We start from the raw sequence: 13916 nt of genomic DNA on the forward strand, positions 1-13916 counted from the left end.
GCTTAAGGTTGCTTGGGCGGCGCCACGAACGGATTCGATTCGGTCGCCGAGCCATTGTTGGCGAAGCAGGTCTCCAATCGCTCCAGGCCGGCCGCGCTACGGTCGAGCGCGACGACGATCGTCGAGCCTGCGCCCTTGATCTCGAGCTGGTCGGCGAGCCCGAGCGACTTCAGGAACTTGTCGTCGCCGATCGGGGTCGAGACCGAGTTAGCCGTCGCGGCCGCTTCCGCATCGAGCGTGCTCGAACCGGCGACCAGTTGGACGGGATAGGATTTGCCCTTGCCAAGCTGCCAGCGCGGTGAGTGCAGCGTCATCAGGAGGCCATCGGCGTCGCGCACGAAACGGACCTCGACGCCGTCTTCCGTCGTACGGCTCATGACGCAGCTCTTGAACGTCTCGGCGCGATAGTTCGCCTCGATCTGCCAGGGACCAATCGCGATAGAGTCGCTCTCCGAGGCGGGAGGCGCGGCCAAGGCGAATGCAGGCGTGAGCATGATTACGGCGGCGATAGCAAGGCGCATGGTTTCCTCCAGGCTCCATTGGAACGTAGACCCGCCTTCGGCGCTTGCCAGCGCGAAAGAGGTCCAGCTTCCAGAACGCCTTGGGCGGACGATCCGATCCGGAATAGGCATACGCGGTCGGCGGACGCCGTCGATCCGCTCTTGAAGCCGAAAGCGCCGCCCTACCCCGCCCCGCCCCGGAATCCCGTCGCCAGCACGTAGAGCTCCGCGCTGTCCTTGCGGCTCGCGGGCGGCTTCACGTGGAAGACCTTGACGTAGTCCCGCTTCAGGCTCGCAAGCAGGTCACCCTCGGTGCCGCCCTGGAAGACCTTGGCGAGGAAGGCGCCGCCGGGGGCCAGCACCTCGGAGGCGAACAAAGCCGCGGCCTCGACGAGATTGACGATCCGCAAATGGTCGGTTTTGCGGTGGCCGGTCGTGTTGGCCGCCATGTCGGAGAGCACGACATCGGCCTGGCCGCCCATGCGCGTCTTCAGCAGGCCCGGCGCCTCGTCGGCGAGAAAGTCGAGCACGAAAAAATCGACGCCGGGCGCCGGCTCCATCTCCAGGAGGTCGATCGCGACGACCTTGCCGTGGCCGTCGGTCGAGCCGACGCGCTGGGCCGCGATCTGGCTCCAGCCGCCCGGCGCCGCGCCTAGGTCGACCACGCGCTGGCCCTTGCGCAGGACCTTGTAGCGGTCGTCGATCTCGGTGAGCTTGAAGGCGGCGCGCGAGCGGTAGCCTTCGCGTTTGGCGGCCTGCACGTAAGGATCGTTGAGCTGGCGGCTGAGCCAGAGCGTCGAGGCGTGGGTGCGCTTCTTCGCGGTGCGGACCCGCACCTCGAGGCCGCGGTTGGCGCCGCCGCCGACCTTGTCGTCGCCTTTGCCGCTCACGAACGCTTCCCGCGCCGTCGCGGGCCCCTGCGGCGCCAGACACCGTCGGCGCGCATCATCTCGACCAGAATGCCTTCGCGCAGGCCGCGGTCGGCGACGCGCAGCCGCGCGACCGGAAACGTCCGGCGGATCGCCTCGAGCACGGCGCAGCCGGCGAGCACGAGATCGGCGCGGTCGGGGCCGATGCACGGGTTCTGGCAACGCTGGTCGTAGGACATCTCCTTCAGCGACTCGACGACGCGCGTGACGTCGGTCGAGGCCATCCACTGCCCGTCGACCAGCCGGCGCTCGTAGCGGGGAAGGCCGAGATGGACGCCCGCGATGGTCGTCACCGTGCCCGACGTGCCGAGCAGATGGATGTCGCTGAGCGAGGCCGACAAAGTCTCGCGCTCGGGGAAAGATTCGAGCATGCGTTCGACTTCCGCGACCATGCTCTCGAACACCTCGGTCGTGACTCTCTCGCCGCCATAGCGCTCGGCGAGCGTCACGACGCCGACGGGGAGAGAGACCCACGCCCTCATGGTGAGGTTCGCCCCGCCGCCGCCCTTGCGCTCAAGCCAGACGACCTCGGATGAGCCGCCGCCGATGTCGAACAGGATGACGCCCCCCGCTGCGGGGTCGGCCAGCGACGCGCAGCCGGCGGCCGCGAGCCGAGCCTCCGTCGCGCGGTCGATGATCTCCAGCCTGAGGCCGGCCTCGTCGAACACCTGCTCGAGAAAGTCGGAGCCGTTCTCGGCCTGTCGGCAAGCCTCGGTGGCGATCAGCCGGGCGCGGGTGACGCCCCTCGCCTCCATCTTGTCGCGGCAGATCTTCAGCGCCGCCACCGCCCGCGAGATCGCTTCGGACGACAGCCGGCCGCTATGGGCAAGGCCCTCACCGAGGCGCACGATGCGCGAGAACGAGTCGACGACCCGGAAGCCGCCGTCGCGATCAGGCCGCGCCACCAGCAGGCGGCAGTTGTTGGTCCCCAGATCGAGCGCGGCATAGGTGGGCGATTGAGGACGAACCGTCGTTCCGCCTCGTCCCGCCCCGGCGCCCGGGGCGACCGGCATCGACGCGGGCTCAAGCTCCGCGCCGCCGATCGAGACGGTCGTATAGGTCAAATCCTCTCCGTCCTCGCAAGCTCTCCGCGTCGGCCCCCGCGCCGCACGGCCTGTGACGTTTGTGTGAGAGCATAACAGCCGCGCCCATGCCCGCAAGAACGGGCCCGGTGATCGACTGATCCTTTTCTGTGAACTGGCGCGGCACCCTACGCGAGGAGGGGAAGACGCCGCCGCTTCCTGAGATAAGCTGCCGCCAGGAGCTCCGGGACGACAAACGGGGCCTTAGGGAGGGTCAAGCGCATGATGTGGCAACAGGTTTACGATCCATTCGGGAACGCCGTGATCTCGACACTGGTCGCGGCGATCCCCATTGTCGTGCTTCTGGCGGGCATCGGACTGTTCCACATGAAGGCGCACGTCGCGGCGCTGGCAGGCCTCGTGGCCGCGTTGGCGATCGCGGTGTTCGCGCACGGCATGCCGGCCGACAAGGCCGGGATGACCGCGCTCTACGGCGCCGCCTATGGCCTGCTGCCGATCGGCTGGATCATCCTCAACATCATCTTCCTCTACCAACTCACGCTCGAGAAAGGCTATTTCAAGGTCCTGCAGGATTCGATCGCCGGGGTCACGGACGATCGCCGCCTTCAGCTTCTGCTGATCGCCTTCTGCTTCGGCGCGTTCTTCGAGGGCGCAGGCGGCTTCGGCACGCCGGTGGCGGTGACTGGCGCAATACTGATCGGCCTCGGCTTCTCGCCGCTCGCGGCCTCCGGCCTGTCGCTGATCGCGAACACCGCGCCGGTGGCCTATGGCGCGCTCGGCACGCCGATCATCGCGCTCGCCGGCGTCACCGGCCTTCCGCTGCTCGATCTCTCCGCCATGGTTGGCCGCCAACTGCCGTTCTTCTCCGTGCTGGTGCCGTTCTGGCTGATCGTGGCCTTTGCGGGCTTCCGCGGCATGATGCAGATTTTCCCGGCGATCCTGGTGGCCGGCGTCGCCTTTGCGATCCCGCAATTCATCATCTCGAACTACCACGGCCCTTGGCTGGTGGACGTCATCGCCTCGGTGGTTTCAATCGCCGCGCTCACCTTCTTCCTGAAGTCGTGGAAGCCCAGAGAGGTCTGGACCTCCGCTGACGGCTCCGCTCCGTCCGTATCCGGCGAGGTCGCAGCCGGAGGGGGGCGGCATGTCTTCGACAAGCATGCGTCGTCGGTCGTCATCCGCGCCTGGGTGCCATGGCTGATCCTGTCGGTCGTGGTGGTCTGCTGGGGCATTCCACAGTTCAAGGCGTTCCTCGACTCCTTTGCGCTGGTGAAGTTCCCGGTCGCGCATGTCGACAAGCTGATCGAACGCGTGCCGCCGGTCGTCACCGCGGCAAAGGCGGAGGCCGCCGTCTACAATCTGAACTGGCTGTCGGCGACGGGCAGCGGCATTCTGGTCTCGGCCATCATCGCCGGCTTCGTGATGGGCTTCTCGCCGCTCGGCATGCTGAAGGTCTACGGCCGCACGCTCTACCTCGTGCGCTACTCGCTACTGACCATCTCCGCGATGCTCGCGCTCGGCTTCGTCACCCGCTACTCAGGCGTCGACGCCACGCTCGGCCTCGCCTTCGCGAAGACCGGCTGGCTGTACCCGTTCTTCGGAGCGATGCTTGGCTGGCTCGGCGTCGCGCTGACCGGCTCCGACACCTCGTCAAATGTGCTGTTCGGCTCGTTGCAGAAGATCTCCGCCGAACAGCTCGGCCTGTCCCCGACACTCATGGCGGCGGCGAACTCGTCCGGCGGCGTGATGGGCAAGATGATCGACGCCCAGTCGATCGTCGTGGCGTCGACTGCGACCCGCTGGTACGGCCACGAAGGCGACATCCTGCGTTACGTGTTCTTCCACTCCCTTGCGCTTGCCGCGTTAATGGGAATGCTGATCATGGCGCAGGCCTATGTCTGGCCGTTCACCGAGATGGTGCTGGCGGCCCCGGCCATCGCGCCGACGCCCTGACGGGCCGGTCGACCCGCCTTCTGCGAAGGGCCGGCGCAAGCCGGCCCTTTTGCTTTGGGCGACGCTCTTCGGTCTTGCCCTCGGCGCCTCAAATCGGTAAGGAGACGCCGTCGTGACATCTCGCCATGCTCCTGCAGGCCGAATGGCGCAACGGGCGGCCCACGAGGCTGACCGATCCCCTGCTGGGGGATAGTTTAACGGTAGAACCGCGGACTCTGACTCCGCTAGTCCTGGTTCGAATCCAGGTCCCCCAGCCAAGTTTTCTTTCTCAGATACGTGGATGCCGAGACCGCCCGACGGCTAGCGATCCGTCGTCGCCCGCCCGCGCGCTGTGGGCGCTGTCTTCCGCATTTATCTTACCGCAACGCACAACTACGAGGCCGGACGAAAAATTAGGCGCCATACGGCGGACTCTCGTTGCGACCTGCGTCGGCCGCGGTCTAGGATCATCCTAGGCCAATCTAAGTAGCTCCATGGCGCGCATGTTCAGACGTTCCTCGATGCGCGGTGGGCAGCGACAAGGACAGCATCCACGATGAAAAAACTTCTCATCGCCGCGCTCGCGCTCGCCGCCGGCGTCGCTCCTGCGGCCGCCGACGTGATGCAGACCATCAAGGATCGCGGCACGCTCATCGTCGGCGTAAAGGCCGACTACAAGCCGTTCGGTTTTCGTGACCCGTCCGGCCAGATCGTCGGCATCGAGCCCGATCTCGCAGCGGATCTCGCCCAACGTCTGGGCGTGAAGCTCGAACTTGTGCCGGTCGTCGCCTCGAACCGCATCGAGTTCCTGAACCAGGGCAAGATCGACATCGTCCTCGCCACGATGTCGGACAAGCCGGAACGCCGGAAGTCGGTGCTCGCGATCGACCCGCAGTACTATTCGGACTCGGTCAACATCCTGATGACGCAGAAGGCCAAGTACACCGACTGGGAAGCGCTGAAGGGCAAGACCATCTGCGCGACCTCGGGCTCGTTCTACAACAAGGAAGTCGAGGCCAAATACGGCGCTACGATCAAGGCGTTCGATGGCTCCGAGAAGCCGCTGTTCGCGCTGAAGCAGGGCGAGTGCATCGGTTACCTCTACGACCAGACCTTTGTGCAGGGGAAGCTGCTCGACGAGGAGTGGAAGTCCGGCTTCTACATGCCGCTGCCCGGCATCCTCGAGACGCCGTGGATCATGGCCGTGAAGACCGGCGAGGACGCCTTCGGCAAGTACCTGTCTGAGACCACGCAGGACTGGTTCAAGAAGGGCACGGTTGTCGATCTCGAAAAGAAGTGGGGCATCCAGCCCACCGACTACTCCAAGCGCATGCACGACAAGGCGAACGGTAGCTGATCCGGTCTTCGGGCGAAGCCGGCGCGGGGTTGGCGCCGGTTTCGCTTCTTCCTCTCCGGCCAAGGCCGGTTCAAAGCCTTGCTTAATGGTCTGACGAGTTCGGGGATCGATGGAAGCCTTGGCTGAATGGGGTCGCGCCCTCTACGAGGCGACCGGGATCAATCTTACGATCCTTTACGATCAGTTCGACCAGAGCCGGTTCATCTCCGGCATCTGGATGACGATCTATCTCAGCATCATCAGCCTGTTCTTCAGCGTGATCATCGGCGTCGTCGGCGCATGGGCTCAGGGCTCGCCGATCAAAGCCGTGCGGTGGGCGATCAACGGCTTCATCGTGCTGTTCCGCAACACGCCGCCGCTGGTCCAGATCTTCTTCTTCTATTTCGGCATCTCGAACCTGCTGCCTTACGTCGAGGACGCTGACGGCATGCGGGCGCCGCTTTTCACGAACATCCAGTGGGCGATCATCTCGCTTTCGCTGTTCGCTGGCGCGTTCAACATCGAGATCTTCCGGTCCGGCATCGAGGCGGTGCCGAAGTCGACGCTCGAGGCGGCCGAAGCGCTGGGCTACACGAGACTCGGCGCTTATCGGCACATCGTCCTGCCGCTCGCGATACGCGTGTGCCTGCCAGCGCTGAACAACAACCTCGTCAACCTGCTCAAGACCACCTCGCTCGCCTACGCCATCGCCGTGCCTGAGCTACTCTATGCCTCGAAGCAGATCTGGACCGACGCGCAGAACGTGCCGACCATGATGGTGGTGCTGTTGCTGACCTATGTCGCGCTGGTCGGGGTGCTGGTCTGGGCGATGAATGCGTGGGAGCGCTCTATGGCGGTTCCCGGCTACGGACAGGGGCGCGGCCGATGAGCGACGCCATGCTTGATCGCGAGCATCCTGCTCACCGGCCGTTCGCTGTTCTGCTGCCCCCTCGCGAGCGTCGACCTCTCGAACTGCCTCGGCTGAATACGCGGCATGTCGTCTTCTTCGTGGCGGTCGCGCTGGTGGTCGCGGGATCCGCCGTAGCCCAGGCGCCGGACGCGCCGCCGGCGGCTGCGACCGAAGCTTTGATCGCTGCGCCTGCGACGCCGCTCTCGGTCATCATCAAATGGGCGCCTTTCCTACTCAAGGGCTTCATCTTCAACATCGTGATCTCGATCGCGGCGATGGCGCTCGGAACGTTCTTCGGCGTACTGCTCGGCCTCGGCCAGATCAGCCTGAAGGGGTGGATCCGCAAGTCCTCCTGGTTCGTCACGCAGTTCTTTCGCAACGCGCCGTGGCTCGTGCTGCTGTTCTTCGCGATGTTCATGATCCCGTTCCAGTTCACGGTCTTCGGGGTCACGATCCCGCTGCCGGACTGGTTCAAGGCGATCATCGGTTTTGCGCTGCCGGTGATGGCGAACGTGTCGGAGTTGCTGCGCGGCGCCATCCGTTCGCTGCCGAGCGGCCAGTGGGACGCGGCGGAATCGCTCGCCTTCCCCCGCGGCAAGACGATCCGGCAGATCATCCTCCCCCAATGCGTGAAGCGCATGCTGCCGCCGTGGATGAACCTCTATTCGCTGATCACCATGGCGACCGTGCTGGCCTCGATCGTCGGGGTCGGCGAGATGCTGACGCTCACCGCCCAGGTCCATGCGGCCGAGGGCGGCCGGGCCGAGTTGTTCGCGCCGCTCTACGGCTTCGCGGGCCTCTGTTTCTTCGCCTATTGCTGGCCGATCTCGAAGCTAACCCAGCGCCTCGAGCGCCGATACAACGTCAAGACCTGATCCTCGGAGACGCGTTTTGAAACAGCCAATCGGAACGCCCGCCGGCGTGCTCTGGACCCCGGAACAGCCGATCATCTCGGTGGTCGACGTCCGCAAGTCTTTCGGCGCATTCGAGGTGCTGAAAGGCGTCTCCCTCGACGTGAAGAAGGGCGAGGCGATCTGCATCATCGGCCCGTCTGGTTCCGGCAAGTCGACGCTGATCCGCTGCATCAATGCGCTGGTGGAGATCGATTCCGGCTCTATCCTCGTGGAGAATCAGGAGGTCAACGACGAACGCCTCGACAAGCTGAAGCTGCGCCGCAAGGTCGGCATGGTGTTCCAGCAATATAATCTGTTCCCGCACAAGACGGCGCTGCAGAACGTTATGATGGCGCCGATCAACGTGCTGAAGCAGGATAAGAAGGAGGTCGAGGAGCGGGCCCGGAAGCTGCTCGCCAAGGTCCGGTTGACGGGCAAGGAGAACAACTATCCCGGCGAGCTTTCCGGCGGCCAGCAGCAGCGCGTCGCCATCGCGCGGTCGCTCGCCATGCGGCCGGACATCATGCTGTTCGACGAGGTGACGGCGGCGCTCGATCCGGAGACGGTCAAGGAGGTGCTCGTCACCATCCGCGAACTCGCCGAGGAGGGTATGACCTGCCTGCTCGTGACCCACGAGATGAAGTTCGCCCGGGACGTCGCCGACCACATCTACTTCACCGACAAGGGCGTGATCGTCGAGCACGCGCCGCCGGCCGAGTTCTTTGAAAACGCAAAGGACGAGCGGACGAAAACGTTTCTGGGCCAGATCCTCTAAGCGGCCGGGAGCCAACGGCGCTCGCCCGCCCGCAACCCGCCGAGATTCTGCGCGACGCCGGTCGAGGCCTCACGCATGATCGGCTCCATGCTCGCTACGTTCAGACGCGCCGTCTCGTTTCCTCTCGCGATCGTCCTCGTCGGCTACGAGGCTCTCAACGCGCTGTTCGGCCCGCTCGTGCGGCCCGCGATCGCGTGGACGTCCTCGCTCCGGCTGTTCACGCGGATCGGCGCGGGCATTGCGGCCCTGCCGCCTTACGCAGTGCTCGTGACGCTGGCCGTTCCCTTCGCGGTGATCGAGCCCTTCAAGTTCATCGCGCTCTATTGGCTGGCGTCCGGCCACGCCGTGCTCGGCCTGATTGCGCTCGTGCTCTCGCATCTCTCGTCGCTGCTGATCTGCGAGCGCATCTTCCATGTCGGGAAGCCGAAGCTGCTCCAGATCGGCTGGTTCGCGCTCGGGTATAGGTTCGTGGCGGATCTCCGCGACCGCGCGCTCCTATGGCTGCGCTCGACAGCCGTCTGGCGCGCCGCCGCAGAGTTCGGGCGTCGGATCAGACTGTCGGCCCGGTCGGCGCTCGGCCGCTGAAGCTCGATACGGCCCCCAAGCCAAGCCAACGCCGCCATAGACCCGGCGTCCCAGACCGCTCGATCGTCCTTGAGCGCTCGCACGAAGACGCCGACATTGCGATTTGAGCGGAGGGCTGGAAAGGAAGGCGGGCGAACAGACGCCGGTATCTTCGGAGAGCACGATGACGAACGGGCCCACCGACCCTCCCGAAGGATGGTCGACGTTCCACGACGAAGGCTTCATCGACCTTGTCGGCCCGCTTTGCGAACGGTGGACGGAGGGCAAGCCCCGCGCTTTCGGCTTCCGCGCCGGGCAGAAACACGCGAACCTGCTCGGTCTCGTCCATGGCGGCATGCTGATGACGCTCGCAGACCGCGCGCTAGGCGTCGCCTCGTGGGACGCGGCCGAGGCGTCCTGCGTCACCATCCAGTTCGACATGCAGTTCGTGTCGTCCGCCAAGATCGGCGAGTTCGTGGCGCTGCAACCGGAGATCGTGCGGCTGTCGTCATCCCTCGTCTTCACGCGCGGGGATCTTACGGTAGACGAGAGAACCGTGGCGGTGGCGACAGGCGTGTGGAAGATCCTGAAGCGCTAGGGCGCTCGTTGGCGGCGCTGATTCGAGCTATTATCTAGAGCCTGTAAAGAGTCGCTTTTCCCCGGATGCTCCCGCGATGCTGACGAAGAAGGCCAAATACGGCCTCAAGGCCATGGTCGACCTTGCCCGGCTCGATCCCGGCAGATCCACCTTCGTGGCTGAGGTCGCAGAGCGGAACGCGATCCCGAAGAAGTTTCTCGACGCCATCCTGGGCGAACTCAGGAACGCCGGTATGCTGACGAGCAAGAAGGGCAAAGCCGGCGGCTACATGCTGGCGCGCTCCGCCGACACGATCATGGTCGGCGCGATCATCCGAGCGCTGGACGGGCCGCTCGCGCCCATCACCTGCGCGAGCCGCAGCGCCTACACGCCCTGCGACGATTGCAAGGACGTCGAGGCCTGCCAGGTCCGCCTGATGATGGTGGAGGTCCGGGACGCAATTTCCGAGGTGCTCGACGAGCGCAGCCTCGCGGAGATGCGCGACCTCAGCGACAACGCGATGTCCGCGTTCACCTACCAGATCTGACGCCCCGATGACGGCCGCACGGGGAGAAACCTCGCCCCCTGCGAACCGCCTCCTGAACCTGCTAAAAGCGGCGGCCTCCGAGGCGCAACCGTTTGAAGCCGCAGCCGGCGCCACGTTGAAGGTGGCTGGCGAGCGCATCGCGTCTGTCTTCGTGATCGAGTCGGGCCTCGTGGCCATGCTTGCGAGAACCGCGGACGGCGAACGGGCGGAGACGGCGCTGCTAGGCCGGGACGCTTTGATCGGGCAAGCCGCCTGGCTCGGCGCCAAGACGGCGCGGCTCGACGCGATCGCCCTCACCAAGGTGCGCGGCCTCTCCGTAAAGGCGGCCGATCTACGGAGCGCCGCCGAGGCGTCCCCGCAATTGCGCGTCGCGTTGACGGCGCATCTCCTGAAGCGCCTTGAGGACACCGAGCGCATCTGCGCCTGCGCGGCGCTGCACTCCGTCGAGCGCCGGCTGGCGAACTGGCTGATGCGCGCTGTGGCGCTGACGGGCGGACTGCCCGTGGAAGTGACCCATGAACGCCTCGCCATCGTGCTCGGCGTCCGCCGGGCGAGCGTCACTGTCGCGCTCCATATGCTCGAAGGCGAGCGGGCGGTGAGCTGCCGACGCGGACGGATCGATATCCGCAACGCAAGCCGCCTCGAGGCGCTCGCCTGCGGCTGCCGGAGGTGAGTTCAGCCCGCCTGGTCGAGCGCGAGATCGACCGAGATCCCGCGGACCTGAAGGCGCCACATCCGCGCGAAGACGCCGTTTTTCTCAAGCAGTTCCTCGATCGGGCCGTCCTCGGCGATCCTGCCGTCCATCAGCACGACGATCCTGTCGAAGCTCGATAGCGTCGAGAGACGATGGGCGACGGCGATGACCGTGCGGTCCTTCGTCAGCCGATCGAGCGCGCGCTGTACCTCGATCTCGGACTCTGTGTCGAGCGCCGAAGTCGCCTCGTCCAAGATCACGATCGGGGCGTTCTTGATCATGGCCCGGGCGATACCGACGCGCTGGCGCTGGCCGCCGGAGAGCTTTGCGCCGCGATCACCGACTACCGTGTCATAGCCATGCGGCAGATCGTCGATGAAGTGGCAGTGCGCGGCCTGCGCGGCTGCGCGGACCTCATCGTCCGTCGCTTCCGGACGGCCGAAGCGAATGTTCTCCATCACCGTGCGATGGAACAGGGAAATCTCCTGCGGCACGACGGCGATGGCGTAGCGCAGCGACTCCTGGGTGAGGCTCGCAGCGTCCTGACCATCGATCAGCACCCGGCCCGCCTGAACGTCGTGCAGGCGCTGGACCAGGTGGATGATCGTCGATTTGCCGGCCCCGGAGGGGCCGACGACGCCGACCTTCTGCCCGGCCGGGATGTCGAGCGTGAAGCCGCGGAGCACCGGCCTCCCAACGACGCCATAGCCGAAGGAGACGTTGTCGAAGCGGATCGCGCCACCCTTGCGAGCGAATGGCCTCGCATCCTCGCGATCCGTCACCTCGTGGGGAGCGCCGATCACCCGCAGCGTCTCGCCTAGGAAGTTGACGTGCTGCTCGATCTCGACGAGGGCGATCGCAAGGTCGCGCGAGCCATGCAGGATGCGGAAGACAAGCGTGGATACGACGACCACGTCACCGGCAGTCACCTCGCCCCGTGACCATAGCAGGAGCGCCCAGACGAGCATTGAGCCCGCCATCGTCCACAGCAGAACGTCGTGGAGGACCCGCGCCTTCTCGGTGAACATCCAGCTGCTGCGCTGGGCCTTCGCCTCGCCGTCGAAGATGTAGCGCAGACGCGCGCGCTCGCGGGCGCCGGCGGCAAAGGCCTTGACCGACCAGATATTGGTGAGGACGTCGATCAGCTCGCCGCCGACATAGCCGGCCTGTTCGGCATAGGTCCGGTGCAGCCTACGGCCCTTCACGCTGAAGGCGACGAGCCCAAGCGTGATCGCCACCGCGAAGAAGGCGAGCGCGGCCGCCATCCCGATATTGATCGTGAAGAAGATCGCACACGCCCCGAGAAAATTGACGATCGGAGGAGCGACGTTCCACGTCAGCTTATTGACCATGGCGCTGAAGTCGCCAGCGGTTGACGTGATGCGGTGGCCAAGCGAGCCCGCGCGCTGTTCCTGGAAGTAGCGCATGGGGTGGCCGGCCGCGTAGTTCAGCAGGTCGAGCCGGATATCGACGCCGACGCCAACCGACGTGCGGCAGCCGAGCCAGCCGCTGACGCGCCACAGCGCCGCTTCAATCGCAAACAGGCCGACGAAGAAGGCCAGCGCGAACCACACGGCCGTGTTCTGCGCCGGCGGCTTCTCCATCGCGTCGACGAGAAGCTTCATGCCGTATTGCGAGGCGATGCCTGCAAGCGAGGCGGAGACAACGACCAGCGTCAGCGAGATGAAGTGGCCCGGCCATATCTTGACATAACGCCACAAAAAGGCGCCGGGCCCCTTCAGCGAAGCCGCGAAATCGTCGTCCTCTCGCGCGCGCTCCGGCTCGTACGGCAGTTGCGCGCCTGGCGCGACGTGGCTCATCACGCCTCCCGGCGAAGCTGGACGACGCGGTGATCGTCCGCGTCGGGCGCGGTTTCGAAGCGGGGACGCTGGCGGGCGAGCTCCGCGGCAAGTGGCTCATAGACTGGCCGGCGTCCGTCGGGACCGGCGAATCCGAACAGGCCGACGTCGCAGACGCGGTCGTTGTCCCAGCCATGGTAGTCGAGCACGGGGTAAAGACACATGCCCTCGACGGGGACCCCGGCTTTCCGCGCGGCGTCCACCTCGCCCGCGACATAGTTCAGCCAAGCAGGCCTCGCCGTGTGCTCGGCCCCGAACTCGGAGACGATGACGGGGCGCCCGTAGCGCTCGGCGGTCTCAGTCAGGATTTCCCGGAAAGGCCGATAATCGTGGTGCCCCATCGGGATCGCCCCGGCGCCGAGCACCCACTGGTTGTCGGGGTAATAGTTCAGCCCCACGATATCGAGCACGTCGGGGGAGCCGCCGAGCTCCGGCATCAGGCGGCCGACCAGCATGTCGTGCGCCTCGAACTGGGACAGCCGGTAGGCTTCCGCCGCAGCCACGTCCTTTGGACGAGAAGATGGCGGCGCGACATGGATTGCGGGCTCTGCGCAGATGAAGCGAGCGCGGGGATCGGCCTCGCGGACCGCGTGGGTGCCGGCGATGGCGGCGCGGGCGAGCTGGCGCTTCAGTTCGCCGCTGCGTCTGCGCGCCGACGGGTTGAACCGGCCCATGTCGCCGCCGGCCCAAGCCCAGTACGAGATTTCGTTGACCGGGCAGAAATAGGAAACGTCGTCGCTCTGCTCGCGCACGAAGGCGGCCGCCGCTTTGGCGAAGCGCGCGAACCGCTCAGGGAAGGCCGGCGACCAGATGTCGAGGCCGTCCGGATAGCCGTAGTGGCAGAGATCCCAGATGACCTGGACGCCGGACCGGGCCGCCGCGCGCGCCATGGGCTCGACGCTCGACCAGTCATAGTGGCCGGGCATTCTTTCGATCAGATGCCAGCGCATGCCGTCGCGCGCGGCGCGGAGACCCTGCCCGGCGACCGCAGAATAATCGGCGGCGACATGCTGCCCGTGCCCTGTCGAGGCGATCAGGTCGAGGCGTTTCTTGTCGGCTCGGCGCTGGGAGGCGCACTCGAAGCCGGCCATGAAGAAGCTGCGAAGCCCGCTGGATGCGGACAAGGCTGAACTGGTCAAAGGGTGCTCCTGTGACTGCGCCCGCTCCCGCTCGCGGGCAGCGACTATGTGGGGCGTCCGCACCTGAAGCCTGCATGAACGACTTTTATGTACGCTTCCGTACAATTTCAGAGAGCGTGGGAACCCTCGGATGGCGCAGGTGTTTTTCCATGGACGTTCTGCGGGGTGAACGCCGCCTCTACTCCGAAGCTGCTCTCTCCTGTTCACCGCGCGTTCAT

At 65.9% G+C, this 13916-nt stretch carries 14 protein-coding genes and 1 tRNA gene; 10 read left to right on the forward strand and 5 right to left on the reverse strand.

Annotation, left to right across the window (positions count from 1 at the left end):
- Window positions 1-2: 2 nt before the first annotated feature.
- The 3 genes from EYR15_RS01690 to EYR15_RS01700 all read right to left on the reverse strand — a co-directional run bounded on the left by EYR15_RS01690 (window position 3) and on the right by EYR15_RS01700 (window position 2493).
- Window positions 3-521, reverse strand: coding sequence for a hypothetical protein (locus EYR15_RS01690; protein ID WP_131001151.1), 519 nt, complete (start codon window positions 519-521; stop codon window positions 3-5).
- Between the two features lie 161 nt (window positions 522-682).
- Window positions 683-1390, reverse strand: coding sequence for an RlmE family RNA methyltransferase (locus EYR15_RS01695; protein WP_131001152.1), 708 nt, complete (start codon window positions 1388-1390; stop codon window positions 683-685).
- Entirely contained in the window at window positions 1387-2493 is a 1107-nt protein-coding gene (locus EYR15_RS01700) for a Ppx/GppA phosphatase family protein (RefSeq protein ID WP_245498093.1), read from the reverse strand. Before EYR15_RS01700 ends, EYR15_RS01695 begins: the two co-directional genes overlap by 4 nt.
- Before the next feature lie 240 nt (window positions 2494-2733).
- Between EYR15_RS01700 and EYR15_RS01705 the strand changes: the two genes are divergently transcribed.
- The 10 genes from EYR15_RS01705 to EYR15_RS01750 all read left to right on the forward strand — a co-directional run bounded on the left by EYR15_RS01705 (window position 2734) and on the right by EYR15_RS01750 (window position 10679).
- Window positions 2734-4425, forward strand: a complete 1692-nt coding sequence (locus EYR15_RS01705) for an L-lactate permease (RefSeq protein ID WP_131001153.1) — start codon at window positions 2734-2736, stop codon at window positions 4423-4425.
- 183 nt (window positions 4426-4608) lie between these two features.
- A tRNA-Gln gene (locus tag EYR15_RS01710) sits at window positions 4609-4682 on the forward strand.
- Between the two features lie 278 nt (window positions 4683-4960).
- A complete protein-coding gene (locus EYR15_RS01715; protein ID WP_131001154.1) occupies window positions 4961-5761 on the forward strand; it encodes a transporter substrate-binding domain-containing protein in 801 nt (266 codons plus the stop codon).
- A 109-nt stretch (window positions 5762-5870) separates the two neighbouring features.
- Window positions 5871-6629, forward strand: coding sequence for an amino acid ABC transporter permease (locus EYR15_RS01720; protein WP_131001155.1), 759 nt, complete (start codon window positions 5871-5873; stop codon window positions 6627-6629).
- Window positions 6626-7525, forward strand: a complete 900-nt coding sequence (locus tag EYR15_RS01725; protein WP_245498094.1) for an amino acid ABC transporter permease — start codon at window positions 6626-6628, stop codon at window positions 7523-7525. Before EYR15_RS01720 ends, EYR15_RS01725 begins: the two co-directional genes overlap by 4 nt.
- Window positions 7526-7541: 16 nt before the next feature.
- A complete protein-coding gene (locus EYR15_RS01730) occupies window positions 7542-8318 on the forward strand; it encodes an amino acid ABC transporter ATP-binding protein (protein WP_280986907.1) in 777 nt (258 codons plus the stop codon).
- A gap of 75 nt (window positions 8319-8393) precedes the next feature.
- A complete protein-coding gene (locus EYR15_RS01735) occupies window positions 8394-8903 on the forward strand; it encodes a hypothetical protein (RefSeq protein ID WP_245498095.1) in 510 nt (169 codons plus the stop codon).
- Between the two features lie 163 nt (window positions 8904-9066).
- Window positions 9067-9480, forward strand: a complete 414-nt coding sequence (locus EYR15_RS01740) for a PaaI family thioesterase (protein WP_131001156.1) — start codon at window positions 9067-9069, stop codon at window positions 9478-9480.
- Window positions 9481-9556: 76 nt separating this feature from the next.
- On the forward strand, window positions 9557-10006 hold the full coding sequence (locus EYR15_RS01745) for an RrF2 family transcriptional regulator (protein WP_131001157.1): 450 nt from the start codon (window positions 9557-9559) through the stop codon (window positions 10004-10006).
- 7 nt (window positions 10007-10013) lie between these two features.
- The gene (locus EYR15_RS01750; protein WP_131001158.1) at window positions 10014-10679 is read left to right on the forward strand and encodes a Crp/Fnr family transcriptional regulator; all 666 of its coding nucleotides are present in this window, start codon (window positions 10014-10016) and stop codon (window positions 10677-10679) included.
- Window positions 10680-10681: 2 nt separating this feature from the next.
- On the opposite strand, the gene EYR15_RS01755 is transcribed toward EYR15_RS01750, so the two are convergent.
- Window positions 10682-12520 (reverse strand): ABC transporter ATP-binding protein, encoded by a 1839-nt coding sequence (locus tag EYR15_RS01755; protein ID WP_131001159.1) that lies wholly within the window; start codon window positions 12518-12520, stop codon window positions 10682-10684.
- On the reverse strand, window positions 12520-13698 hold the full coding sequence (locus EYR15_RS01760; protein ID WP_245498096.1) for a glycoside hydrolase family 1 protein: 1179 nt from the start codon (window positions 13696-13698) through the stop codon (window positions 12520-12522). The genes EYR15_RS01755 and EYR15_RS01760 overlap by 1 nt, the downstream gene beginning before the upstream one ends.
- Between the last annotated feature and the right edge of the window lie 218 nt (window positions 13699-13916).

This window comes from Hansschlegelia quercus (assembly GCF_004310425.1).
In the GTDB taxonomy this organism is placed as follows: Bacteria; Pseudomonadota; Alphaproteobacteria; order Rhizobiales; family Methylopilaceae; genus Methylopila; species Methylopila quercus.

Coding starts and splice junctions, on each gene's coding strand:
- EYR15_RS01690 (WP_131001151.1), bottom strand. CDS start 521: ATGCGCCTTGCTATCGCCGCCGTAATCATGCTCACGCCTGCATTCGCC.
- EYR15_RS01705 (WP_131001153.1), top strand. CDS start 2,734: ATGATGTGGCAACAGGTTTACGATCCATTCGGGAACGCCGTGATCTCG.
- EYR15_RS01715 (WP_131001154.1), top strand. CDS start 4,961: ATGAAAAAACTTCTCATCGCCGCGCTCGCGCTCGCCGCCGGCGTCGCT.
- EYR15_RS01720 (WP_131001155.1), top strand. CDS start 5,871: ATGGAAGCCTTGGCTGAATGGGGTCGCGCCCTCTACGAGGCGACCGGG.
- EYR15_RS01725 (WP_245498094.1), top strand. CDS start 6,626: ATGAGCGACGCCATGCTTGATCGCGAGCATCCTGCTCACCGGCCGTTC.
- EYR15_RS01735 (WP_245498095.1), top strand. CDS start 8,394: ATGATCGGCTCCATGCTCGCTACGTTCAGACGCGCCGTCTCGTTTCCT.
- EYR15_RS01740 (WP_131001156.1), top strand. CDS start 9,067: ATGACGAACGGGCCCACCGACCCTCCCGAAGGATGGTCGACGTTCCAC.
- EYR15_RS01745 (WP_131001157.1), top strand. CDS start 9,557: ATGCTGACGAAGAAGGCCAAATACGGCCTCAAGGCCATGGTCGACCTT.
- EYR15_RS01750 (WP_131001158.1), top strand. CDS start 10,014: ATGACGGCCGCACGGGGAGAAACCTCGCCCCCTGCGAACCGCCTCCTG.
- EYR15_RS01755 (WP_131001159.1), bottom strand. CDS start 12,520: ATGAGCCACGTCGCGCCAGGCGCGCAACTGCCGTACGAGCCGGAGCGC.